Annotated in this window: 22 protein-coding genes; 15 read left to right on the forward strand and 7 right to left on the reverse strand. The window is 37.3% G+C overall.

Features of this window, described 5'->3' with window-relative positions:
* From IW22_RS01660 to IW22_RS01685, 6 genes are all read left to right on the forward strand, one after another.
* The gene (locus tag IW22_RS01660) at positions 1-660 is read left to right on the forward strand and encodes a hypothetical protein (protein WP_034723622.1); all 660 of its coding nucleotides are present in this window, start codon (positions 1-3) and stop codon (positions 658-660) included.
* Positions 661-693: 33 nt separating this feature from the next.
* Positions 694-1,080 carry a DUF423 domain-containing protein gene (locus IW22_RS01665; RefSeq protein ID WP_034723624.1) on the forward strand — a complete coding sequence of 129 codons (387 nt, stop codon included), beginning with the start codon at positions 694-696 and terminating at the stop codon, positions 1,078-1,080.
* 69 nt (positions 1,081-1,149) lie between these two features.
* A complete protein-coding gene (locus IW22_RS01670) occupies positions 1,150-1,833 on the forward strand; it encodes a hypothetical protein (protein WP_131401670.1) in 684 nt (227 codons plus the stop codon).
* A 98-nt stretch (positions 1,834-1,931) separates the two neighbouring features.
* Entirely contained in the window at positions 1,932-3,209 is a 1,278-nt protein-coding gene (locus IW22_RS01675; protein ID WP_034723628.1) for a chloride channel protein, read from the forward strand.
* Between the two features lie 131 nt (positions 3,210-3,340).
* On the forward strand, positions 3,341-4,531 hold the full coding sequence (sucC, locus tag IW22_RS01680; RefSeq protein ID WP_034723629.1) for an ADP-forming succinate--CoA ligase subunit beta: 1,191 nt from the start codon (positions 3,341-3,343) through the stop codon (positions 4,529-4,531).
* A gap of 80 nt (positions 4,532-4,611) precedes the next feature.
* The gene (locus IW22_RS01685) at positions 4,612-5,094 is read left to right on the forward strand and encodes a hypothetical protein (protein ID WP_034723630.1); all 483 of its coding nucleotides are present in this window, start codon (positions 4,612-4,614) and stop codon (positions 5,092-5,094) included.
* A gap of 40 nt (positions 5,095-5,134) precedes the next feature.
* Here the strand turns inward: IW22_RS01685 and IW22_RS01690 are convergent, their stop codons facing one another.
* Positions 5,135-6,019: a mechanosensitive ion channel family protein gene (locus IW22_RS01690; RefSeq protein WP_034723631.1), complete on the reverse strand. Its 885-nt coding sequence runs from the start codon at positions 6,017-6,019 to the stop codon at positions 5,135-5,137.
* A gap of 94 nt (positions 6,020-6,113) precedes the next feature.
* Here IW22_RS01690 and IW22_RS01695 point away from each other — a divergent pair, with 94 nt between their 5' ends.
* Positions 6,114-6,749 carry a peroxiredoxin gene (locus IW22_RS01695; protein WP_034723632.1) on the forward strand — a complete coding sequence of 212 codons (636 nt, stop codon included), beginning with the start codon at positions 6,114-6,116 and terminating at the stop codon, positions 6,747-6,749.
* A 100-nt stretch (positions 6,750-6,849) separates the two neighbouring features.
* On the opposite strand, the gene IW22_RS01700 is transcribed toward IW22_RS01695, so the two are convergent.
* The 3 genes from IW22_RS01700 to IW22_RS01710 all read right to left on the reverse strand — a co-directional run bounded on the left by IW22_RS01700 (position 6,850) and on the right by IW22_RS01710 (position 10,477).
* Positions 6,850-7,443 (reverse strand): hypothetical protein, encoded by a 594-nt coding sequence (locus IW22_RS01700; protein ID WP_034723634.1) that lies wholly within the window; start codon positions 7,441-7,443, stop codon positions 6,850-6,852.
* A gap of 160 nt (positions 7,444-7,603) precedes the next feature.
* Positions 7,604-8,119 carry a membrane protein gene (locus IW22_RS01705; RefSeq protein ID WP_034723635.1) on the reverse strand — a complete coding sequence of 172 codons (516 nt, stop codon included), beginning with the start codon at positions 8,117-8,119 and terminating at the stop codon, positions 7,604-7,606.
* Positions 8,120-8,206: 87 nt separating this feature from the next.
* Positions 8,207-10,477: a TonB-dependent siderophore receptor gene (locus IW22_RS01710; protein ID WP_034723636.1), complete on the reverse strand. Its 2,271-nt coding sequence runs from the start codon at positions 10,475-10,477 to the stop codon at positions 8,207-8,209.
* 188 nt (positions 10,478-10,665) lie between these two features.
* Here IW22_RS01710 and IW22_RS01715 point away from each other — a divergent pair, with 188 nt between their 5' ends.
* A complete protein-coding gene (locus IW22_RS01715) occupies positions 10,666-11,721 on the forward strand; it encodes a Gfo/Idh/MocA family oxidoreductase (protein WP_034723637.1) in 1,056 nt (351 codons plus the stop codon).
* A gap of 101 nt (positions 11,722-11,822) precedes the next feature.
* Here the strand turns inward: IW22_RS01715 and IW22_RS01720 are convergent, their stop codons facing one another.
* Positions 11,823-13,715, reverse strand: a complete 1,893-nt coding sequence (locus IW22_RS01720; RefSeq protein WP_034723638.1) for an ABC-F family ATP-binding cassette domain-containing protein — start codon at positions 13,713-13,715, stop codon at positions 11,823-11,825.
* 423 nt (positions 13,716-14,138) lie between these two features.
* On the opposite strand from IW22_RS01720, the gene IW22_RS01725 reads away from it, so the two are divergent.
* Positions 14,139-14,651: a 5' nucleotidase, NT5C type gene (locus IW22_RS01725; RefSeq protein WP_034723640.1), complete on the forward strand. Its 513-nt coding sequence runs from the start codon at positions 14,139-14,141 to the stop codon at positions 14,649-14,651.
* Positions 14,652-14,796: 145 nt separating this feature from the next.
* Positions 14,797-16,443, forward strand: coding sequence for an alpha/beta fold hydrolase (locus IW22_RS23445; protein WP_051890903.1), 1,647 nt, complete (start codon positions 14,797-14,799; stop codon positions 16,441-16,443).
* Positions 16,444-16,624: 181 nt separating this feature from the next.
* On the opposite strand, the gene IW22_RS01740 is transcribed toward IW22_RS23445, so the two are convergent.
* Positions 16,625-17,488, reverse strand: a complete 864-nt coding sequence (locus IW22_RS01740; RefSeq protein WP_034723642.1) for a glycoside hydrolase family 25 protein — start codon at positions 17,486-17,488, stop codon at positions 16,625-16,627.
* Between the two features lie 65 nt (positions 17,489-17,553).
* Between IW22_RS01740 and IW22_RS01745 the strand changes: the two genes are divergently transcribed.
* The 5 genes from IW22_RS01745 (at position 17,554) to deoC (ending at position 22,039) form a co-directional block, all read left to right on the forward strand.
* Positions 17,554-18,816 carry an NAD(P)/FAD-dependent oxidoreductase gene (locus IW22_RS01745; protein WP_034723644.1) on the forward strand — a complete coding sequence of 421 codons (1,263 nt, stop codon included), beginning with the start codon at positions 17,554-17,556 and terminating at the stop codon, positions 18,814-18,816.
* Positions 18,813-19,484, forward strand: coding sequence for a tRNA (guanosine(37)-N1)-methyltransferase TrmD (gene trmD, locus IW22_RS01750; protein WP_034723646.1), 672 nt, complete (start codon positions 18,813-18,815; stop codon positions 19,482-19,484). Before IW22_RS01745 ends, trmD begins: the two co-directional genes overlap by 4 nt.
* 381 nt (positions 19,485-19,865) lie before the next feature.
* Positions 19,866-20,801: an endonuclease/exonuclease/phosphatase family protein gene (locus IW22_RS01755; RefSeq protein WP_228383976.1), complete on the forward strand. Its 936-nt coding sequence runs from the start codon at positions 19,866-19,868 to the stop codon at positions 20,799-20,801.
* A gap of 18 nt (positions 20,802-20,819) precedes the next feature.
* On the forward strand, positions 20,820-21,290 hold the full coding sequence (locus tag IW22_RS01760; RefSeq protein WP_034723648.1) for an Lrp/AsnC ligand binding domain-containing protein: 471 nt from the start codon (positions 20,820-20,822) through the stop codon (positions 21,288-21,290).
* Positions 21,291-21,292: 2 nt separating this feature from the next.
* The gene (gene deoC / locus IW22_RS01765) at positions 21,293-22,039 is read left to right on the forward strand and encodes a deoxyribose-phosphate aldolase (protein WP_034723649.1); all 747 of its coding nucleotides are present in this window, start codon (positions 21,293-21,295) and stop codon (positions 22,037-22,039) included.
* 42 nt (positions 22,040-22,081) lie between these two features.
* On the opposite strand, the gene dusB is transcribed toward deoC, so the two are convergent.
* Positions 22,082-23,077, reverse strand: coding sequence for a tRNA dihydrouridine synthase DusB (dusB, locus tag IW22_RS01770; RefSeq protein ID WP_034723651.1), 996 nt, complete (start codon positions 23,075-23,077; stop codon positions 22,082-22,084).
* Between the last annotated feature and the right edge of the window lie 80 nt (positions 23,078-23,157).

Genomic DNA, 23,157 nt, shown 5'->3' on the forward strand with positions numbered 1-23,157 from the left:
ATGATCAAAAAAAAGATATTTTCACTTTTAGCCTGCACTCTTGTTACAGTTGTTTTTGCCCAAAATGCAAGAGCTACTTTATCCAAAACAATAAATAGTCTCTACTCTGATATTGAAAATAAATGCGGTAAAGATTTTAAACTACTTGATGAAAAGTATAAAGCAATTTTGGAGAAATCTCCAGATAGAAATCTGTCGAAAGCTGATGAAGCAGAATATTCTAAACAATTCAATGCTTTGAAACATTCCTATGCCGATTGTCAAAATAAAAATCAGCCTCAAAAAATTGAGAAGCTAAAATCATTGTTGGAACAAGTCGAAAGTGAAAATAAGGCTGTTTCTGAAATGAAAAACAATACTTCTTCATCTGCTACACAACAATTTTCACCAGACATTATCCGCAAGGAATTGGTTAACATCTTTAGTGGTAATGATCTTTTTCAGAATCTGGATGCACCTCTAAAACTCACATTTACATTTGTTCTGGATAAAGATGGTATTATAAAAGACATAAAAGTGATGGGGACAGATAATGAGGAAATCAAACTGTTTTCTGTTCTGAAATTTTACTCCATTCAGAAAGTGTTTGCACCTGAAATGGAGAATGGAGTTGCTGTAAGAAAAAGATTCAACCAGTCTCTGACCTTTGCGGTGCAATAAATAATTCTAATAAAAATATTTTAAGCTAAAATAATGAAAACAATTACTTTAATTTTCGGTGCTGCCTATGGGATGCTGTCGGTTATTCTCGGAGCTTTCGGGGCGCACGCTTTAAAAAAAATATTATCTGTAGAAAGACTGGAAAGTTTTGAAACGGGAGTGAGATACCAGATGTATGCTGCCTTCTTTTTATTGATTGTAGGATATATTTTAAAATTTGATACTTCATCGCAAAAATGGATTTCTATTTTCATGATTGCAGGAACGGTTCTGTTCTCTTTCAGTATTTATTTTCTGAGTTTACAGGATTATCTGGGCGCTAATCTGAAATTTTTAGGACCTATTACGCCGCTGGGAGGTCTGTTTATGATCCTAAGCTGGGGAATGCTGATTTGGTATTTCGCCAAGACAAAAATATAATCATTGCGGTTCAGTCTGTAGAAAGAAAATAGACTCACTTTACTGAGTGGCTCACCGAAAAATTTAAAAATGAATCATCGCTTTACAAGTTTTCTTATAACGTTCCTTTTCTTTTTTCTAAGTGTTCAGAATATGGAAGCACAGGAGAAGAGAAAATTACTGAATGGAAGTATTTTAACAGAAGTGAAAAATATTCAAAAGCGTTTTTCGGATAGCATCAGTCATTATGATTACAAAAAGAATTCTGTTGTATACAGTGAAAAATATAGAATTTTTTACAGTGAAAAAATACAGAATCTGAAAAATCTGTACCAGAGTATCTATGACAAAGATGTAATTACCGGGAAGTTTGATACCAGTGTTTCATTTAAAGCAACGGGCGAGGTACCAGCAAACACCGTGTCGCCCGGAGAAGCTCCTCCTCAAAATGAGACAAAAAGTAAAACCGTTGATATTACTCAGATTGAAAATTATCAACAGCTTACAGACTTAAAAAGACGTTTGACAACTGATTTTCCGGTTTATTTGATCGAGGACAGTGGTGAAGGTGTGTACCAATGTAAATTGAATTTCATCATTGATGTGGATGGAAAATTCAAAAAAGTAAAATACAGTGGGTCATCCGGCACAGAATTCAATTTGATCAGCGCACTGTTCCTGTATGCCATCGGATCTTTGGAAGAAGCGTTGATGTATAACAAAAAGCCAATCATCCAACAGTTTTCCCAACCAATCATAGTAAGATTTGAATAATTAGCAGCACATACTTTAAGAATTTATCGTGTATACATGCATATTCAAAAACAGTAAAAACAAATGATGAGGTTCTTTTAATATTTAAAATAAATTGAATGAAAATCAATAGAAGGAGACGTTTAATAAAAACATTCAATCTTCTGGATCAGCCTATAAGATTCAATCCGTTTGTATTCAGCAGAACTTTTTTCATGTGGGCTTTTACCGGTCTTGTTGGGGGCGCGATTGCCGGCGGTTACTGGATCGTACTGGAACATTTTACAGAGTTTTTAGTACAGTTTCAGGGATGGATGGTGATTCCTACCATGGCTATCTGTGGTCTTCTGGCGGGACTTGTCATTCACTTTATAGGAGATCCCGGGGAAATTCATTTGATCGTTAATAATATCAGATTTAATAAGGGAAAGCTGGATCCGAAAAATAATCCTTCCATGATCCTTTCGTCCCTGTTTTGTGTGGCTTCGGGTGGAAGTCTTGGTCCGGAAGCGCCTTTGGTTCAGGTCACCGGATCTACGGGAACCTGGCTTGGGAAAATCTTCAGACTGAAAGGAGAGGAACTGCGTTCTCTGAGTATCGCCGGAATGGCTTCAGGCTTTACTGCTCTGTTTGGGGCTCCGCTTGGAGGAAGTCTTTTCTCGCTTGAAATTCTGCATCATAAACATGCGGTTGAATATTACAGGGCAATCATTCCTGCTTTAGTGGCGAGCTGTTTCAGTTATGTGATGTTTGCTTTGATCATTCATTTGGGAATAGGCGCAACGTGGGACCTGAAGGCTTATCATTATTCCGGAGTCTATGATTTCATCTATGCCTTTTTATTTGGAGTAGTGGCCACTATTTTCGGATGGATCTTTATTTTTGTGGTTAAATTTTTCAAAAAGATTTTCGAATACAGACAATTCCCGATTTACATTAAAACCTTAGTGGGAGGAATTATTTTAGGCATTATTGCTTATAATTTCCCGATCACAAGATACTTTGGGCATCATGAAATCAATGAACTGATCAATGGGAATTTTGCACTGAACTTTTTAATTGTGGTCCTTATTTTTAAAATCATAGCTATTGCTGTGACCGTAACTTCAGGATGGAGAGGCGGTTTCATTATCCCGTTATTCTTTGTAGGAACTACTTTAGGACTGATCATTCATCAGCTGTTTCCCACTGTTGATACCACTTTAGCAATTGTAAGCTGTATGGCTGCCATTAATGCCTGTGTGACCAGAACGCCAATGAGTACAACGATTATTCTGGGAACCTTAACCGGGTTTACGTATTTCGTTCCGATACTTTTTGCAAGCTTAACAGGTTATTTTCTGGCTCCGAAAATTCCGTTCATCGGTTCGCAGTCTGAGAAATTGTCCGAAGAATAAAGCGAATTTAGAGGATATGTTAAAAATCAAGTTTCCGGTGCCTTAATTTTTAAGTCAATAAACTTGAACTTCCATGTCTTTTTAGTAAATTTGTCAACCTTTAAATTTTAAAATAAAATAATAAAAATAATATGAATCTTCACGAGTATCAATCAAAAGAGATTTTATCAAAGTACGGAGTTGCTATCCAACGTGGTTTCGTAGCGAACAATGTAGAAGAAGCTGTAGCAGCTGCTGAAAAATTGACTGCTGAAACCGGAGCTCAGGCTTGGGTAGTAAAAGCACAAATTCACGCAGGTGGACGTGGTAAAGGTGGCGGTGTAAAGTTCTCTCCAAACATGGATAAACTTAAAGAAAACGCTCAGAACATTATCGGAATGCAGTTGGTAACTCCACAAACTTCCGCTGAAGGTAAAAAAGTACACTCTGTTTTGGTTGCAGAAGATGTTTATTATCCTGGAGAATCTGAAACTAAAGAATTTTATGTTTCTATTCTTTTAGACAGAGCTGAAGGTAAAAATACCATCGTATATTCTACGGAAGGAGGTATGGATATCGAGCACGTAGCTGAGGTAACTCCTCACTTGATCCACAAAGAAATTATTGATCCTGCTTTAGGTCTTCAGGGATTCCAGGCTAGAAAAATTGCTTTCAACCTTGGTCTTGAAGGAAATGCTTTCAAAGAATTCACAAAATTCATTGCATCTCTTTACAATGCTTACACAGGAATTGATGCTTCTCTTTTCGAAATCAACCCGGTTTTGAAAACTTCTGATAACAAAATTATCGCGGTAGATGCTAAAGTAACTTTAGATGGTAACGCATTGTTCCGTCACAAAGATCTTGAAGCCTTAAGAGATACAAGAGAAGAAGATCCAATGGATGTAGAAGCTGGTGAAGCTGGTCTTAACTTCGTAAAACTAGACGGTAACGTTGCTTGTATGGTAAACGGAGCTGGTCTTGCAATGGCTACGATGGATATCATCAAATTATCTGGTGGTAGCCCTGCGAACTTCCTTGACGTGGGAGGTACTGCAGATGCTCAGAGAGTTCAGACTGCTTTCGGAATCATCCTTAGAGATCCTAACGTAAAAGCAATCCTTATCAACATCTTCGGAGGTATCGTAAGATGTGACAGAGTAGCTCAGGGAGTTGTAGACGCTTACAGAGCGATGGGTAGCCTTCCGGTTCCATTGATCGTAAGATTACAGGGAACTAACGCTGTAGAAGCTAAAAAATTAATTGACGAGTCAGGTCTTCCTGTACATTCTGCAATTACTTTGGAAGAAGCTGCAAACAAAGTAAAAGAAGTTTTAGCGTAAGCTGAACTTTTAAATAAATAGAGAAACCGTTCCATTTTTTGGAGCGGTTTTTTTATATTTAAAAATCAAAATGTAACCTGATGAAAAAAATATATATCCCCAATCCTTGTTCCGAAAACTGGGAAACAATGTCTTCTCATGAGCAGGGAAAGTTTTGTTCTGTCTGCAGCAAATGTGTGGTTGACTTTACACAAAAGAAATCCGAAGAAATTGAATATGTTTTCAAAGAGAAGCAGGGTGAAGATATTTGCGGCAGATTTTTTATTCATCAATTGGATAAAGATGTTGAAAAATCTGAGAAACTGAAAAGCAAGGTTTTAAAATATATTCCCCGGAATTTTCAGAACAGCAGAATGACACTGGCTGCCTTTTCCTTGATTCTATTTTTGGCAGGCTGTGCAAAACCAAAAGAGAAAACTCATGCTATCATTGGGGAAACCAAGATTGAAGAAGATTCTATTCCTAAAAATGACGACTATGTTGTGGGTGCGCCTATGGTCCGTAATGATTCAGTAGCTAACATTCTTCAGAAAGACAGCTTAAAATTAAAACATCCCAAATAATTTGAAGCATAAAAAACCGCTTGAAAAAGCGGCTGATATTTTATTTGTCCTGATGTTCAGGAGGAAAAGATTCTCCATTCGTTATGCTGATACTCGTAGGTGTGACCAATTGGATGTTGTCGGCATCCAGACGTTCCTTGATCTTCAGATAAGCCTCACTTTTCAGCTGAACGATGTTGGCCCCTACCTTCATCCAGAATTTAGCCTGGAGGTTAAAATTGCCCTGTTTCAGGTCCGTAAAGATCACTTCTGAAGTATCCAGCCGATCTATATTATCAAGATTTTTAATCACATCCAGCATTCCTTTCTGCGCCTTGGTAATATCTTCATCTGCAGGAATTTCAAAATTTAAAATAATTCTGCGCTGTGGTGATGCTGTAATATTGTAAAACGGGGCATTAAAAATAACCTGATTTGGGATGTATGCTTTCTTTCCGTCATCTGTGATGAGCTTAGTCGTTAAAAAGCCAATCTCCTGAACCGTTCCGGAATGATTTCCAATGGTAATATAATCTCCTACCTTAAATGCTTTATCAATCCCAATCAGCATACCTGAAAAAATACTCGATACGAGATCTTTCAAGGCTACCCCGGCAATAACCCCGGCTACCCCTAAACTTCCGATAAACTTCCAAAGGAAACCACTAAAGCCCATAATTTCGAGGGCAATAAAACTCCCCATCATCATGATCAGAAATCTGAAAACACCTATTAAAGTAACCAGAGAGCCTTCTTTCTGGCTTTTCGGGAAGAATTTGTGGAATAATTTTACCGCGCCTATACTTAAATACTTACTTGTGATAAGAAAAAATGAAAATACCAGAATTCCGACAATAAGTTTCGGTGTAAGCTCGGCAAACCTCATATACCAGCTTTCTAAAACCCTGTAAACAACGTCTATGTAGCTGTGTTCAATGTTCTTCATGAATAAAATTTTAATTAAAGATATAAATAATTAACAAAAATTTTGCCAGTTCCAAAAAGTCTACTAAATTTGTAGACTAATAAAGCAGAATATTATGTCAATTAAACTAGGAGATACAGCACCGGACTTTCAGGCAGAGACTTCTTCAGGGGATATTAAATTTCACGAATTTTTAGGGAATTCCTGGGGGATTCTGTTTTCACATCCTGCAGATTATACACCGGTATGCACTACGGAACTTGGGTATACTGCAAAGCTTAAATCAGAATTCGATAGGAGAGGAACGAAAGTAATTGCCCTGAGTGTAGATGGAGTAGAAGATCATCAAAGTTGGATCAAAGATATCAACGAGACCCAGCATACGGATGTACAGTTTCCTATTATTGCAGATAAAGACAGACAGATTTCAGAGCTTTATGATTTCATTCACCCGAATGCTTCAGTAACTGCGACTGTGCGCTCTTTATTGATCATTGATCCGGATAAAAAAGTGAGACTGATCATTACGTATCCGGCTTCTACAGGACGGAATTTTAATGAAATCCTGAGAGTACTTGATTCTCTTCAGTTAGTTGATTCCCATAAAGTAGCAACTCCTGTCAACTGGGAAAACGGCGAAGACGTTATTGTTCCGCCAGCCATTTCTACAGAAGATGCCAGAAAGATATTTCCGAAAGGCGTGACAGAAATAAAGCCGTATCTGAGATATACGCCCCAACCCAATACATGATTTATTTGATTTTTTATAGTTTAGTTTTAATTTGTACGAAAATCGCCCCGAAAAATATTTCGGGGCGATTTCAATTTTTTTATTCGGTAAGTTATAAGGATTAATTTCTTACATCTCTAGCTACATCTTTAGCTTTTGAAGTCGGTAAATAAATACTGAATCCTACGTTGAAAGTAATATTTGAATTTAAACCTTCGCTACCAAATCCTGCTCTACCTTTATATTTTACCAAACCTTCAATACCGATGTTAGGTGTAATAAAATAAGAATAACCAGGACCAGCTCCAAAATCTAAACCAGTTGTAGAATCTGCATTTTCCACAGATCTTCCTCCGATACCTACGTTACCTTCAAGGAACCATCTTCCGTGGTGAAGTAAGTTATCCACCCCTTTTTCTCCAGGTGAAAGGAAATAACGTCCCAAAGCACCTACTCCATAAGTAAATTCTGTTGGAGATCCGTTTGTCACTTTGCTGATACCTAAATCTACATATCCACCCACAGCTACGTTATCTTTAATAAAGTAAGCTGCCTTAGGCTGTAGTCCAATACTATAACCACCTCCTGTATTTAATCCAAAATTACTGGTTACAAGGCTACTACCTACCATCCAATTACCTTGTTGAATCTGTGCATTAGCTGTTGCAGTCAAACCTGTTGCTGCTAATATTCCTGCAAAAATTAGTTTTTTCATAATTTATTATTTTAATAATTAAATGTTATCATTTGTAGATTAAAGAAAAAACAAGAAATGTGCCAAGCTTCTTAATTTTAGATAAAAACTCAGAATAAGTGTTAATTTGGGAGGAATCGAAATGTGAATTATTTGGTCATTTTTTTGATGATACCACAATTTATATGCAGAGAAGAATCACTGAAATAATAAGGCCTGCAATCGCAAACTTGATTCCTCTTTTAAAGGCTTTTGTCTTTGGATTGAACATCCAGAAACTGGAGATTACAAAGAAAAATAAAGAGATCCCGAAAAATGTATTCAGAGGGGATAATGTTTCCTTGGACTGGGATTTATGAAGTTTCACCATCTTGTCCAGAACGAAAGGAAGTTCTTTTTTTGCATATTTTGCCTTTCCGGAGGCTGCATCGTATGTTCCCTGCTTAAAGTATAAGATATTTCCTTCGGTTTTTTCCACTTCCAGCCCTTTGATCTTTAACTCCTTACCTAATTCTTTTTCAGAAAGATTCACAGCAACTGTTTTCTCATATTTTTTTTCCTTTTTCAGGAAATCAGTATCTCTGTAAACGAGGAGAACTCCGCTTACTGCATATACAGCCATTATTCCTGCAAGAAAAAAGCCCAGATAACGGTGCGTAATTCTCATGAAACTTCTTGTGTCCTTGATCTTATCCATATCGTATTGTTTTTGTTTTAATTTAAAAAAGGAAACTGCAAAAATGCAATTTCCCCTTTGATTGATGAAATTATTCGTTCTTTAATTCTAAAGTTTGTACGTCAATGTGAAATAATAGTTTCTTGGAGTAATAGGGTTTACCGAGTAATTTTCGTGCACGTTATAGTTCACTACATCGAATAAGTTCCCAACTTTCCCTTGGATAGAGAATTTTTTCCACTCGTAGCCTACAGAAACGGTTACTGTGGTGTAGTCTTTTAATTCGAACATTCTGCTTACCCCATTTCTTGCAGCTAAGCTGTTACTTCCGGTTTTTGTATCATTCCATCCAGCCAAACGATTACCAATGTAATAAGCACCTGCCCCTATTTTAAGTCCCTTTGCAAAACGTGTAAATTTATAGAAAACCGACGCGTTGGCTGTGGTAGCAGGAGTTCGTACAAGTCTCTGTTCTTCTACATATCCGAATTGTTCAGGTGTATCAAGATATACGGAATTATTATATGAGAAACCACCTATAATAGATAAATTTTCATTAGGATTTCCTGTAATATCCAATTCAACTCCACGGCTTCGCATTTTTCCTGCAAAATCTTTTAAAAGTCCGTTAGGATCAATCTGTAACCCAGCATCATTTAGAGCAACCTGATAATAATTTTTGTATAAAATCTGATAAACAGTAAGGTTAATGGCCACAGCATTGTTCCATAGATTTTTCTTTGCTCCAACTTCATATTGGTCAATATATGTAGGCTTCAGTGCCTGATCTTCTCTGTCTAAACCAACGTTATTGGAGAATGAATTGGTATAAGTAGCAAAGACAGAAAGATTACTGTTTGGCATATAAACAATACCCGCTTTCGGTGAAATAGCCATATCGGAAGAACTTGAAAACGGTACGTATGGAGTGGTATTGTCCTTAAAGTTTTCTTTTCTTGTGCTTTTATTTTCTACATAAGACCATCTCAATCCAGCCAGAACCTTAAACTGCTTGGAAATACTGATGTAATCCTGGGCATAAACTCCTATTCTTTGTGTAGGAATTCTTGTACGTTCAAATTTTGCTGCGTGTTCAGAAGTTGGCATGCTTCCTCCTGCCCATGTTGATGGATCATCTAAGTAAACTAGACCGTTAGGGTTTCCATTGGTTCCGAATAAATAAGAAGTTCCATAGACTGCTTTTTTAGGATCAGCAATAGTAGGATCATAATAAGTATATGAGTCAGAAAGACCATAATCAGCATCTGTTCCGATTAAAATCTTGTGATTGATCTTCCCGGTGTTAAACTCACCATTGATATTGGCTTGAAATGAAGTATAATTTTGTTCGTTGTACGTTCTGTTTAAAGGTCTTTTCCATACCAGTCGGTTATCTGCAGCATATTCCCATTGCACTCTTTCTGTTGAAAAATAATCCTTAGTGTAGTTTTGATAAGAAGCGGTGGCATTTAAAGACCATCTTTCATTGAACTGGTGATTAAACGTAACATTGGTAGACAATTGCTCTACATTCTGATACTGCCAGTCGGTACCCAGAAAGGCATTTCTTGAAAGCAGATTATTCATAGAGTAGCTTTTGTCTGCATTGGTGAAAGCGCCAATCCCGAAATCCGGAGTGAAATTATTTTTAAGATAATCCGCTTCTACAATTAACTGAGATTTTGGACTTAAATTAAATAAGAATGAAGGATTAAAATAATATTTCTCAGATTGTACCACATCTCTGAAACTTTCAGCATATTCGTAAGCACCATTTACTCTGAATGCAATATTTTTAGATATCGGACCATAAAGATCAACAGTTGGCTTATATGAATTCCAGCTTCCCCCATTAAGTCCTATACTTCCTCCGAAATTAAATTTAGGCTTTTTAGTGATCATATTAATGATTCCTCCCGCAGCCGTATTTCCGTAAAGCATTGCATTAGCTCCTTTCAATACTTCAACTCTCTCCAAACCACTTACCTCCGGAAAAACACCACTGTTGATTCTCGATCCGTTTTTAAAGATGTTATCATTTCCCAAAATGAAACCACGGCCTCCAAAACTGTCCTGAGAATTTCCTCTGGATGAAGTCACATACATACCGTTGATATTCTGAATAACATCGCTCAGTTGTTTTGCCTGTTGCTGCTCAATAATTTCGTGGGTTACGATTGAGATAGCCTGAGGATTTTCCATTACCGTAAGTGCTGATTTCGTAGATAATGTTCTTGCCTGGTTGGGATTTCCTGTTTTGTGAAGATTAATGTCTTCAATGGTTTGAGACCTGATGGTATCGGTTTCAAGGTTTTTCATCTGCGCACTTACAGATAGGGCGGCCAATAAAAAACCTAAAGAAGCTAGTTGTTTTTTCATTTCTTATTTTTATGTAGAACAGTTTTAAATAGCGGCAAAAATAAGAATTCGGAAAGGATTAATTTAGAATTAATAAAAATAATAAAATGATTTTTGTCATACTTTGAAGATGTGATAAAAACACCAGTTGCTGTCAAAGGCTGTTAAACTGAGGATTATTGAATATATTTGTTAAAAAATATATACATATGCAATTGGTAAAAGCAGGACTTTGTGCCTTTGGAATGAGCGGAAAAGTATTTCATGCTCCGTTTTTGAAAGAACATCCGGGATTTTTTATGGCTGCTATCGTAGAAAGAAGCAAAGAAGAATCTAAAGAAAAATATCCGGAAGCTACCATTTACCGTTCGGTGGAAGAGATGCTTCAGCATGCAGATATTGAACTTGTGATCATCAATACGCCCGTACAGACCCATTTTGAATATGCTAAAATGGCGCTTGAGGCCGGGAAAAATATAATCGTTGAAAAACCCTTTACCGTAACCGTTTCCGAAGCAGAGCAACTCGTGAATTTAGCGGAAGAAAAAGGTTTGTTTGTAAGCGTCTACCAAAACAGAAGGTTTGACCGCGATTTTTTACAGGTTCATAAAATATTGAATGAAGGAAAATTAGGCGAGATCAAAGAAGCCGAAATCCGTTTCGACAGATTCCGTACAACGCCAAGCGGAAAACAGCACAAAGAAGATCCGCAGCAGACAGGTTCGGGATCACTTCACGATCTGGGTGCTCATCTTGTAGATCAGGCGGTACAGTATTTCGGATATCCTGAAAAGCTTTTTGCAGACGTGTTTTCTATGAAGGGTGAGGAATATGCCAATGACTATTTTGAGATCTTACTATATTATAAGAATAATTTAAGGGTAAGACTGAAATCATCGGTCTTTACGAAAGAAGCGCACTATGCCTATAATATTCACGGAGAAAAAGGAAGTTTCCTGCAGGAAAGAACCGATAATCAGGAAAATGAACTGGTGGCCGGATCTATACCTGTTTACGGGAATGAATGGACGAAGCCATTAGAGGGAACAGACGGAATTTTAAATTATTTGAATGAAAATTCAGAAACAGAAAGAGAGCTCACTTCCAGCGATCCCGGAAATTATATGGATTATTACCAACATATCTATGAATATATTGTCTTTGGATATGCATTACCATCTCAGGGTAGAGAAGTGGTTCAGAATATGAAGATCATTGATGCTTCTCTGGAGAGTTCGAAAGGGGAAAAGGTGGTTTATTTGTAGGAGAGTCTGAGAGTTTGAGAGTTTGAGAGTTTGAGGGTTTTAGAGTAAAAGCGTTGGGTATAAACCCTAATACACTCTTACTCTAAAACCCTCTAACTTATTTAAATTTCCTGAAGCTCAAGCCATCTCATCTCATATCCCTCGAGCTTTTCAGAAATGGTTTCCAGTTCCGCAGAAAGCTTGGCTACCTTTTCGTATTCCGTTTCGTTATTGAGCTGATCCATGATCCTGGCACGTTTTTCTTCAAGTTCAGGCATTTCTTTTTCTATTGTTTCCAGTTCTCTCTGTTCCTTGAAAGACATTTTTCTTTTTGGGGAAGCAGGCTGAGAAACTTCTGGTGCTGCTACAACAATTTCTTTTACAGGTTCCGGTTTAGGAGGTGTATTTTTTCCCTGTGAATCCTCGCGGCTTTTCGCTTCTCTGTATTCTGAGAAAGTTCCTATGAAATCTCTGATTTTTCCTTCCCCTTCAAAAGCAAGAACATGGTCAATAATTCTGTCCATGAAATACCTGTCGTGAGAAACAATAATCAAACTTCCCTGGAAGTTCAGTAAGAAATTTTCCAGTACAGTCAATGTAGGAAGATCCAGGTCATTGGTAGGCTCATCAAAGATCAGGAAGTTAGGGTTCTGATACAGAATATACATCAGGTGCAGCCTTCTTTTTTCACCACCCGAAAGTTTTGAAATAGGGGAGTATTGCGTCTGATCGTCAAATAAGAATAATCTAAGGAACTGTGATGCAGAGATCGTTTTCCCATTTGCCAGAGGAAAGTTCTCAGAAATTTCCTTAATGAAATCAATGACCCTTTCATCTTCTTTATACTTCAGTCCTTTTTGTGAGAAATATCCGAACTTGATCGTTTCTCCGGTTTCAATTTCTCCCGAATCTTTGGGCTCAAGTCCCTGAATAATGTTCAGTAAAGTAGATTTCCCGGCACCATTTTTTCCTACAATTCCAACTTTCTCACCTCTCTGAAACTGATAGCTGAAATCTTTTAATAATAATTTATCACCATAGCTTTTGGAGATATCTCTAAGCTCCAGAATTTTGTTTCCAAGCCTTTTCATTTCGAAATCGAGTTCCAGAGATTCTTTTCTTGTATCGGTTTTCGCTATTTTTTCAGTTTCGTAGAAGTCATCCTGTCTGGATTTCGATTTTGTCGTTCTCGCTTTGGGCTGTCTTCTCATCCACTCCAATTCTTTTCTGTAAAGATTATTGGCTTTGTCGATAGTAGAATTCATATTGTCCTCACGAATCATTTTGTTCTCAAGATAAGTCGCGTAAGAACCATTATGGAAATATAGGTTTTTATCCTCCATTTCCCAGATAATTCCACAAACAGCATCCAGGAAATACCTGTCGTGAGTCACGAGGATTAATGTAATTTTTGCTTTACTCAGATAACTTTCCAGCCATTCTACCATTTCCACATCAAGGTGGTTGGTAGGCTCATCCATAATCAGAAGAGTATGACGGTGTTCCGCTCTGGTTTCAGTCAGTAATTTGGCCAAAGCCACACGTTTGATCTGTCCTCCGGAAAGAGTTCCCATTTTAGCCTCGAGATCTGTAATCTTCAGCTGGGAAAGAATTTGCTTCATATCATTCTCCAGATCCCATGCTTTGTGAATTTCCATTTCAGCCAAAGCTTTTTCAATGAAATCATAATCTGTGGAAAGTAATGATTTGTGATAATTTTTCAGAGCCTGAATAGGCGCAGAATCCAGAGTCATCATAAACTCGTCAATGGTCAGATCAGAATCAAACTCGATTTCCTGGTCAAATAAAACCACCTGGATGTCTTTATTGATCGTTACAGTTCCGCTATCTGCAATTTCTTTCCCCATTAATATTTTAAGAAGGGTAGATTTTCCGCTTCCGTTTTTGGCAACGATGGCTATTTTGTCACCCTCATTAACGTGGAAGGAGATGTTTTCGAACAAAACTTTGATGCCATAAGATTTAGTAAGATTTTCGACAGAAACGTAATTCATTGGAATGTAATGGTTTGATATTGATTTTGTATTGAGCGGCAAAAGTACGAAAATGTAACTAGAAAAGTTTGACCTAATGCAGTGAATTAGGGGTAAGAAAATTAATATCAGGTGGCTGGAAGATAGAAGGGAAAGATGGAAGAGGGAAGAAGGAGGCTGGAAGTTACTATTGGACAATAATTTTACTAGCTACCACAAAATTTGAAGAAGTATTTTTGAAAAAGTAATAAAACTGAATCTAGCTATGCTTTGGATTCAATAACCTCCATCCTCCGGCTTCCATCTTCCATCCAATAAAATATCAATCATTCTTAAGATTTATTTAATACCCATAAAGTAAATTTCCCCAAACACATTCCCTAATTTTGAATGAGCTAAGGCGCGATTTTTGCTGCCAAATAATGCTAAATCTTATTTAAAATAATGAAAAAAGTAATTGTCGACATGGACGGGGTGATGGCGGATGTATACCATCAGCTGGTGAAGTTTGAAAAAAGAGACTCCGGAAAAGAAATTGAGATCAAAGGTCTCGCTGGAATGTCTGAAATAGAAGCATTCCCGAATGGAAAGAAACACGTTAATGAAGTTGGTTTTTTCAGAACACTTCCGGTAATGGAAGGAAGCCGTGACGCTTTGGAATACATTAACAATAAATACGAACTCTATATCGTTTCCGCAGGAATGGAGTTTCCCAACAGCTTAAGAGAAAAATTTGACTGGTTGGCAGAACATTTCCCATTCATCAGCTGGGAACAGATCGTTTTATGCGGAAGTAAAAGAGTAGTCCACGGAGATGTAATGATTGATGATTATCCTAAGAATCTGGATCATTTTGCCGGGGAGAGATTAATCTTCACTCAGCCGCACAACGAACTGATTGAAAACGAAAATTACAAAAGAGTGCATTCATGGGATGACATCATGAATATCCTGTAAAAAAGAAAAGTTTATACATTTTTTAGAATTAGCATCACAAACGGGTGATATTTTACATAAAATTTAACTAAAAGGATCTTAAATTTAATAAGCTGTTATGAGTGTTCAAAGCCGGAAATAAAGAATTTTGCAGCAAACTTACACCATGAAAAAACTGAATACTTTATTCTTACTTTTAGCCGCTTATTCTTTCCATGCACAGGTAATTTCCGGAACGGTGATTTCCAAAAATGATAACCAGCCTGTTCCTTACGTGAAAATCGGGATAGAAAAAGAAAATGCCGGAACAGTTTCCGATGAGAAAGGAAACTTTTCCATTGATCTTTCCGGACTGGACGTTTCCCGAACACTCAGAATAGAAGTTCCCGGTTATGAGCCGTTTGCTGAAACCGTACAAAATTTCAGAAAGCAGGATCACAGGCAGGTATTTTTAAAAGAAAAAGTTAAAAATATAAAGGAAGTCAATATTAAAGTAAAGAAACTGGTTGATAAAAACTGGGGCGTCAATACCAAAACGAAAAGTGTCCTGTATTCCGTGAATTCTAAATTTAAAAAAGAAGATTTCCTTGGTGAAACGGCTTTGGAATTTAATGCCAGCAAACGATCCAAGATCAAAAATATCAATCTGAATATTGCCAGCTACACTTCCGATAGGCCCGTACTGATGCGGTATAGTATTTACAGTGAGAAAAACGGATTTCCAAATGAAAATATTCTGGATGAAGAAATCACGGTGGAACTTACGCAGGATATGATCAAAGACGGAACCTATACACTGGATGTCAACGAGCATAATATTTGGGTGCAGGGGAAATTCTTTGTCGGAATTCAGTTTTTGAAAGAATTTGATGGTAAGATTAATATCAGTGCAGCGTTGTTCCGGACAGGATTTATGAGGAAATTTTATGGAGACTGGCACAAAATGACACTGGCGGCACCGGCGATCAATATAGATGTAAAAGTGGATAAAAATGCAAAAAATACCAGAGATGAAGCAGCAGCTTTAGGGGATGACCTTGAAGGGCTGGTTTCCGATGTGTCCCAATATCAGGCTGCATCTGAAAATTCCGGCTACGGGAAAAATGAATCTTCAGGGAATTACATTGAATTAAAAGACACAAAACTTTACTACGAAATCTACGGAGAAGGAGAACCTCTTTTTCTTCTTCATGGAAATTCAGGAAGCATAAAAGATTTTTACCAGCAGATTCCGGTTCTTTCGAAACAGTTCAAAGTGATTGTTGTAGATACCAGGGGACAAGGCAAAAGTACCGATACTTCTCACAGACAGTTTACCTACATTCAATTTGCAGATGATATAAAAGCGCTTGCAGATCAGCTTGGATTAAAGAAAATAAATATTGCCGGTTGGAGCGATGGTGGAATTACAGGACTTGAGTTTGCTTTAAAATATCCGGAAAATCTTAATAAATTAATTGCCATTGGAGCCAATACTTTTCCTGAAGGTGTTGATGAAAGACTGGTTAACCATATGAAAAACCAGCTTCTGGTACTGAATATTGAAAACAAACCGGAGAAATTCGACGAACGCAGACTGGTAACGATTATGCTGAAAGAACCTCACATCAGCAAAAAAGATCTTTCAAAAATACAAAGCCCTGTTTTGGTAATCGCAGGTGATAAAGATGTAATCAAACAAGATCATACGGAAATGATCGCCAAAGAAATTCCACATGCTGAATTGAAGATCTACAAAGATGCGACCCACATGATTCCTTTTGAAAAAGCAGATGAATTGAATGCGGATATTTTGAAGTTTCTGGGGAAATAAGTTAAGAATGGAAGAGGGAAGATGGAAGCTGGGAGATATCGCAGACGATTGAGAGGTATCAGTCATTTCATTAACTGATTAAATTTTAAATTGATTTTAAAAGTGAATAAGCCCGGGAGAAGTCATTCTTTCGGGTTTATTCACTTCCATCATCCAGCTTCCCTCTTCCTTTCGTATTAATCTAATCCAGCGTCAGTCTCTTCAAAGACCACGTACTTCCGTTATAGATATCAAGATCTACTTTGGTATTGATGCCATGAACGATTCCGTTTTCCGTAAACTGCCAGAAATCCCAGTGATCATTCGGGGTAGGAGAAGGAACATCATTGTAATTGGCCAGCCAGAGCGGATAACCATCGAATTCACCTTTCAGGAAATCTTTGTAATAATGATAGTAAGTGTAGATAATTGGTTTTTCACCGTAGGTTTCCTCAACGATCTTACACCATACCTTCAAATCCTCGATCAGTTTTTTATTGGTCTTTCTTTTGGGAATTTTTTCGATATCCAAGATAGGAGGGAGGTCACCGCTTTCCAGTTTTACGTTTGCTAAAAAATTATTGGCCTGGATGACAGGATCTTCATCAGCTCTGTAAAAATGGTAGGCTCCACGGATCAGATTATGTTTCTGAGCTTTTGCCCAGAATTCATCAAAATGTTTGTCGGCATTCCTGTTTCCCATCGTGGCACGCATCACTACAAATTCAAGAGGAATGGTTTTATTGCCGATGCTTAAACTGTCCCATTTGATATCTTCTCTGTTCTGATAATGCGAAACGTCAAAACCATACGTTTTATCCAGATTGGAAGAAAGTATTTTCTGAATCCTTAAAGTTTCTATTTCGCTGTTGTGAAGTTTTTTATGACTGAATTTATTAAAGTATAATGCGTAATAATAGCTGATAGACTGCTTTAAGTAAAATCCCGTCCCTATTAAAGCAAGAATTAAAACAGCCAATATTACTTTTCTCCGGAAAAAATAATTCTTCCGACGGTTCTCATGTACCTTTTTGGCAGTTTTTTTGGTGTACTTTCTGGGTGTCATAAAGTTTTGCAAAACTAACTTTTTTCACTACTAAATGCTAAATAAAATCAGTAAATTTGTGTATTATGGAAACACGCGAAAAAATCATCATTATAGGAGGAGGATTTGCGGGGCTGCAGCTTGCAAAAACGTTAAATAACAAGAACAAAAAAGTAATCGTTCTGGACCGGGTGAATCATCATATGTTTCAGCCGCTTTTTTATCAGGTTGCGTGCGGGAGGATAGAACCTTCCAATATTTCCTTTCCTTTCAGAAAGATTTTTCAGCAATCCAGAAATACACAATTCCGCCTTACCGAAGTAAAAGAAATTGATCCTGCGCACAACAGAGTGATCACGGATGAAGCAGAATTTACCTATGATAAACTCATCATAGCTACCGGATGTAAAACGAATTTCTTCGGGAATAAAGACATGGAATCAAGAGCTTTTGGGATGAAAAATACCCAGGAAGCGATAGGGATCAGAAATCATATCCTGATGACCTTTGAAAAGCTGATTCTCGAAAAAAGCAGAAGCGACGATGGTAACTGGAATATCGTTATTGTTGGAAGCGGACCTACCGGTGTAGAGCTGGCAGGAGCTTTTGCGGAGATGAAAAAAGAAATTCTTCCGAGAGATTATCCCTACATGAATTTTGACCAGCTTAAAATCATTCTGGTGAGTTCTACCGAAAAACCACTGGCTGTCATGAGCAGCGAGGCTCAGGAAAAATCTGAAAAATATCTTAAGGATCTTGGCGTTACTTTCTTAAGCGGTGAGATCGTTACAGATTATGATGGCAACAAAGTTTACATGAAGAGCGGAAAAGATATTCCGTCCAATAATGTGATCTGGGCAGCAGGTGTTACGGGAAATGTAGTCGATGGATTTCCGGCGGAAAAATTAGTGAGAAACAGATATATAGTAGATAGATTTAATAAAATAAAAGGGTACGATAATATTTATGCAGTCGGGGATATTGCCTATATGGAAACTCCAAAGTATCCACAGGGACATCCGCAGGTAGCAAACGTAGCCATTAATCAAGCAAAAAATTTAGGGAAAAATTTCCTGAAGAAGAACGAAAGCGAGTGGGTAGAGTATGAGTATAAAGATCAGGGCTCGCTGGCAACTATTGGAAAGCATAGAGCAGTGGTAGATCTACCGTTTATCAAATTCCAGGGATTTCTGGCGTGGTATTTCTGGATGTTCCTTCACCTGATGCTGATTCTGAGTGTGAGAAATAAACTGGCAGTCTTTTTCAACTGGATGTGGAGCTACTTCAACAAAGATTCTTCTTTAAGATTAATTATTTCGCCCAATAAGAAAAACGGAACATTACAATGAGAATTGACATAATAAGCGTACTTCCTGAATTGATGGAAAGTCCGTTTCAGACTTCTATTTTAAGAAGATCAATGGATAAAGGTTTGGTAGAAGTTCACTTTCATCAGCTGAGAGACTGGGCTATCAATAAGCACAAGCAGATAGATGATGAGCCTTACGGAGGTGGAGCCGGAATGGTGATGATGATAGAACCAATTGATAAGTGTATTTCTGAGCTTAAATCCCAGAGAGACTATGACGAAGTGATCTATCTGACGCCCGACGGTGTTACTCTGAACCAGAAAATAGCCAATTCCCTTTCTATCAAAAATAACCTGATCTTCCTTTGTGGTCATTACAAAGGCATTGATCAGAGAGTTCGGGAGCTTCATATTACCAAAGAAATTTCAATAGGGGATTATGTACTTACCGGAGGAGAGCTGGCAGCATGCGTTCTGGCAGATTCTATCATAAGGCTGGTTCCCGGAGTTTTGAATGATGAGCAGAGCGCTCTTACAGACAGTTTTCAGGATGATCTTCTTTCACCACCTATTTATACAAGACCTGAAGTTTATAAAGGCTTAGAGGTTCCAAAAATACTTTTAAGCGGCAATTTTGCCAAGATTGAAGAATGGCGTCACGAAGAAGCAGTAAGGATTACTCAGGAAAAGCGTCCGGATTTACTGTAAAAAGAATAAATAAAATACCTTAAATCGGTACTTTTTTCACATTTTTAGATCGCTGAAAATAAAACGGAATAAGAATTGATATTAAAACTAAAACAAGCGAAAATTATTAATTTAAAACTTTAATATGTGTCATTTTTTTCTTGTTAAATTGAAAAATAGATACTGTTTTAATTTTCTCCTTTTGGTTAATAATTCCAAATGCTTGATAATTTAATCATATAAAAGCTTTCTTGTTGATGTTTTTTATTCAATAAGTTACATTTATTGTATAACATTAATATAAAAATATTATAAATAAATTAACGGAATTTGAAAAAAAATAATAAATTTACAACGGAAAAGAAAGTGATAATTTTAAGATAGCAATTTGTGCAGATGGAGATGTTCTCTTTTTACAATGTCGAAAATTTATTTTTACCTGATCCCAAACCAGTCCACAGATTAGATCCTACGAGATCGGGCTTGAAAAATTGGGACGAACAAAGATATAGGAACAAGCTATTTAAAATATCACACGTTTTTCAACTGATGAAGGAGGAAAATGGTGTCCTCCCATTTTTAATTGGACTTTCAGAAGTCTCCGGAAGGAAAGTTTTGGAAGATCTGGTAGAAATGGAACCCTTTAATTCCGAATACGGGATTGTACATTACAATTCTATGGATGAAAGAAAGGTGGATGTTGCCCTGCTGTATGATAAAAGCAAAGTAGAAATTATAGATTCAGAAACTATTACCTTCTTCTTTGAAATTATAAATAAAAAAAACACAGAAAATTACGACACAACCAGAGACGTACTATTTTCTAAAATTAAATATAAAGGAACTGTTGTTAATGTTTTTATCGCCCATCTTCCCTCCAAGCGAGAAAAAGACGTTAACAAGCCCAAAAGAGACTTTATTCTTAATGAGATCCGTTCTCGGATCTTGAGGATTGTACTTGAAGAAAAGGGACATGTGATATTGTGCGGTGATTTTAACGAAAACCCGGATGATGAAAATTTAGTAAAAATTCTCTACGACAACGATCATGAGAAGGTATTGGTAAATCCTTTTCAAGAGTTGTTCTCTACAAGAAATTATTCTACTTTTCATTATAAGTCAGGTCTGCTTTATGATCAGATTATCTTGTCAAAATCTCTTTTTGACAACGATGCTTTGAACTTTCAGAATGCCAAAATTTTTAATTCTGAAAAAATAAGCAGCCAGACACGAAATTTTGAAGGACGACCCTTCCGAACCTATGCCGGTACACGGTATTTGGGCGGATACAGCGATCACTTTCCGGTTTTTGTACAATTTGAAGAAACAAAAACATAAATAATAAAAAAGTAGAAAATGAAAAATTCAAGCAACACAAGTTATCATTTAGATTCAATTGACAAGGAGATCATTTACATGCTAATGGATAACGCTAAAACGTCATTAGCACACATCTCGAAAAACGTGGGAATTTCCACAACGGCAGTACACCAGAGAATCAAAAAACTGGAACACGCCGGAGTTATTGAAAACTCTATTTCTTTTCTTAATCCTAAAAAAATAGGATACAAAGTAATTTCGTATATCGGGGTTTTTCTGGATCAGCCCAGCCATTATCCTGATGTTGTAAAATCTCTGCATGATGTGAATGAGGTAGTAGAAGCTCATTATACAACAGGGAATTATACCATATTCTTAAAAGTTCTTTGCAAAGATAATGACCATCTTATGCAGATCCTTAACAAACTTCAGAAGTTTAAAGGAGTGACAAGAACAGAAACTTTCATATCTTTGGAACAAGGTATTTACAGACAACTGAAAGTATAACGATTATGAACATTGCCCAATATTTGGATTCAACTTATTTGAAAACACCTGCACAGTCAGGTATCTCAAACGAAGAAACATTACAATTAGATAAAGAATTAGCGCAGGAAGCCATTGATAATGGTATTTTTGCCGTCATGATCCGTCCGGATTATGTAGCTGATATCAAAAAGTATATTCAGGAAAGAAATTCAAATGTTGCGGTAGGAACCGTAATAGGTTTTCATGAAGGAAACTATTCTATTGAAGAAAAGCTTGCGGAAGCTTCGAAAGCAATTGAAGACGGAGCGGATGAACTGGATTTTGTGATTAATTACAGTGCGTATCTCAAAGGAGATCTGGAACTGGTAAAAAAAGAATTTGTAGAATGTACTCAACTGGGATTGCAGCATCAAAAAGTGGTTAAATGGATCATTGAAATTGCAGCCCTTACTGATGAGCAGATCGCAGATATCACTAAAAATATTTCAAACTGGGCAGAAGAGAAATTCTCTGAAAATGAACTCCCGAATATTTTTGTGAAATCCTCTACAGGCTTTTACCAGACGGAAGGTGGAAAACCCAACGGAGCCACATTTGAAGGCATTAAGATTATGCTGGATAACGCAGGAAAACTACCTGTAAAAGCTGCCGGAGGCGTAAGAACCCCTGAAGATGCTGAAAAAATGATTAACATGGGAGTGAAAAGAATTGGAACTTCCTCAGCAGTAGCATTAATTAAAAACGAATCCTCATCCGGAGGTTATTAAAAACATAAAAAAAAACCATCAAAATTTTGATGGTTTTTTTATTTATATCTGTGCCTGATATTCTTCGTAGAATTGCTGCGTTTCTTTAATTAAGGCATCCATTTCTTCCAAAGTATAGACCTCCAGGAATTTCTTTCTGAATTCTTTGAAGTGAGGTACACCACGGAAATAATTGCTGTAATGCTGTCTCATTTCGATAAGCCCCAGCTTTTCTCCTTTCCATTCTGCACTCCATTCTGCATGTTGGCGTACAGCCAAAAGACGGTCTGCAATCACCGGTTCAGGAAGGTGCTCGCCAGTTTCAAAGAAATGTTTGATCTCATTAAAAATCCATGGATAACCAATTGCTGCACGACCAATCATAATTCCGTCGCATGCATATTTCTGTTTGTATTCAAGAGCTTTTTCCGGAGAATCGATATCACCGTTTCCGAAAATAGGAATCTCAATATTAGGATTCTGCTTAATTCTTGAAATATGTTCCCAATCCGCTTCGCCCTTGTACATCTGTGCACGGGTTCTGGCGTGTATCGTTAATGCTTTGATACCTGTTTCCTGTAGACGCTCTGCCACTTCATCAATATTGATGCTGGTGCTGTCCCATCCCAAACGGGTCTTAACCGTTACAGGCAGGTGAGTAGAGGTTACAACAGCTTTGGTAAGTCGTACCATAAGGTCAATATCCTTAAGAACTCCTGCGCCTGCTCCTTTGCATACTACTTTTTTTACAGGACATCCGAAATTAATGTCTACCAGATCCGGGTTTACCGTCTCTACAATTCTTGCAGACATTGCCATTGCTTCCTCATCTCCACCGAAAATCTGGATCCCGACCGGTCTTTCATAATCGAAAATATCAAGCTTCTTGCGGCTCTTCATCGCATCACGAATCAAGCCTTCAGAAGAAATAAATTCTGAATACATCAGATCTGCCCCATGCATCTTGCACAGGCGTCTGAACGGAGGATCACTTACATCTTCCATCGGAGCCAGCAAAAGCGGAAATTCCGGCAGTTCTATATTGCCTATTTTTACCATGCGGCAAATTTACGAAATTATAAACATTCGGGGATATGATAATTTCTATGGTGAAGATAGAGGGCTGGATGATGAGTTAT

Source organism: Chryseobacterium sp. JM1 (assembly GCF_000737715.1).
Classification (GTDB): domain Bacteria; phylum Bacteroidota; class Bacteroidia; order Flavobacteriales; family Weeksellaceae; genus Chryseobacterium.

Coding starts and splice junctions, on each gene's coding strand:
- IW22_RS01660 (WP_034723622.1), top strand. CDS start 1: ATGATCAAAAAAAAGATATTTTCACTTTTAGCCTGCACTCTTGTTACA.
- IW22_RS01665 (WP_034723624.1), top strand. CDS start 694: ATGAAAACAATTACTTTAATTTTCGGTGCTGCCTATGGGATGCTGTCG.
- IW22_RS01670 (WP_131401670.1), top strand. CDS start 1,150: ATGAATCATCGCTTTACAAGTTTTCTTATAACGTTCCTTTTCTTTTTT.
- IW22_RS01675 (WP_034723628.1), top strand. CDS start 1,932: ATGAAAATCAATAGAAGGAGACGTTTAATAAAAACATTCAATCTTCTG.
- sucC (WP_034723629.1), top strand. CDS start 3,341: ATGAATCTTCACGAGTATCAATCAAAAGAGATTTTATCAAAGTACGGA.
- IW22_RS01685 (WP_034723630.1), top strand. CDS start 4,612: ATGAAAAAAATATATATCCCCAATCCTTGTTCCGAAAACTGGGAAACA.
- IW22_RS01690 (WP_034723631.1), bottom strand. CDS start 6,019: ATGAAGAACATTGAACACAGCTACATAGACGTTGTTTACAGGGTTTTA.
- IW22_RS01695 (WP_034723632.1), top strand. CDS start 6,114: ATGTCAATTAAACTAGGAGATACAGCACCGGACTTTCAGGCAGAGACT.
- IW22_RS01700 (WP_034723634.1), bottom strand. CDS start 7,443: ATGAAAAAACTAATTTTTGCAGGAATATTAGCAGCAACAGGTTTGACT.
- IW22_RS01705 (WP_034723635.1), bottom strand. CDS start 8,119: ATGGATAAGATCAAGGACACAAGAAGTTTCATGAGAATTACGCACCGT.
- IW22_RS01710 (WP_034723636.1), bottom strand. CDS start 10,477: ATGAAAAAACAACTAGCTTCTTTAGGTTTTTTATTGGCCGCCCTATCT.
- IW22_RS01715 (WP_034723637.1), top strand. CDS start 10,666: ATGCAATTGGTAAAAGCAGGACTTTGTGCCTTTGGAATGAGCGGAAAA.
- IW22_RS01720 (WP_034723638.1), bottom strand. CDS start 13,715: ATGAATTACGTTTCTGTCGAAAATCTTACTAAATCTTATGGCATCAAA.
- IW22_RS01725 (WP_034723640.1), top strand. CDS start 14,139: ATGAAAAAAGTAATTGTCGACATGGACGGGGTGATGGCGGATGTATAC.
- IW22_RS23445 (WP_051890903.1), top strand. CDS start 14,797: ATGAAAAAACTGAATACTTTATTCTTACTTTTAGCCGCTTATTCTTTC.
- IW22_RS01740 (WP_034723642.1), bottom strand. CDS start 17,488: ATGACACCCAGAAAGTACACCAAAAAAACTGCCAAAAAGGTACATGAG.
- IW22_RS01745 (WP_034723644.1), top strand. CDS start 17,554: ATGGAAACACGCGAAAAAATCATCATTATAGGAGGAGGATTTGCGGGG.
- trmD (WP_034723646.1), top strand. CDS start 18,813: ATGAGAATTGACATAATAAGCGTACTTCCTGAATTGATGGAAAGTCCG.
- IW22_RS01755 (WP_228383976.1), top strand. CDS start 19,866: ATGTTCTCTTTTTACAATGTCGAAAATTTATTTTTACCTGATCCCAAA.
- IW22_RS01760 (WP_034723648.1), top strand. CDS start 20,820: ATGAAAAATTCAAGCAACACAAGTTATCATTTAGATTCAATTGACAAG.
- dusB (WP_034723651.1), bottom strand. CDS start 23,077: ATGGTAAAAATAGGCAATATAGAACTGCCGGAATTTCCGCTTTTGCTG.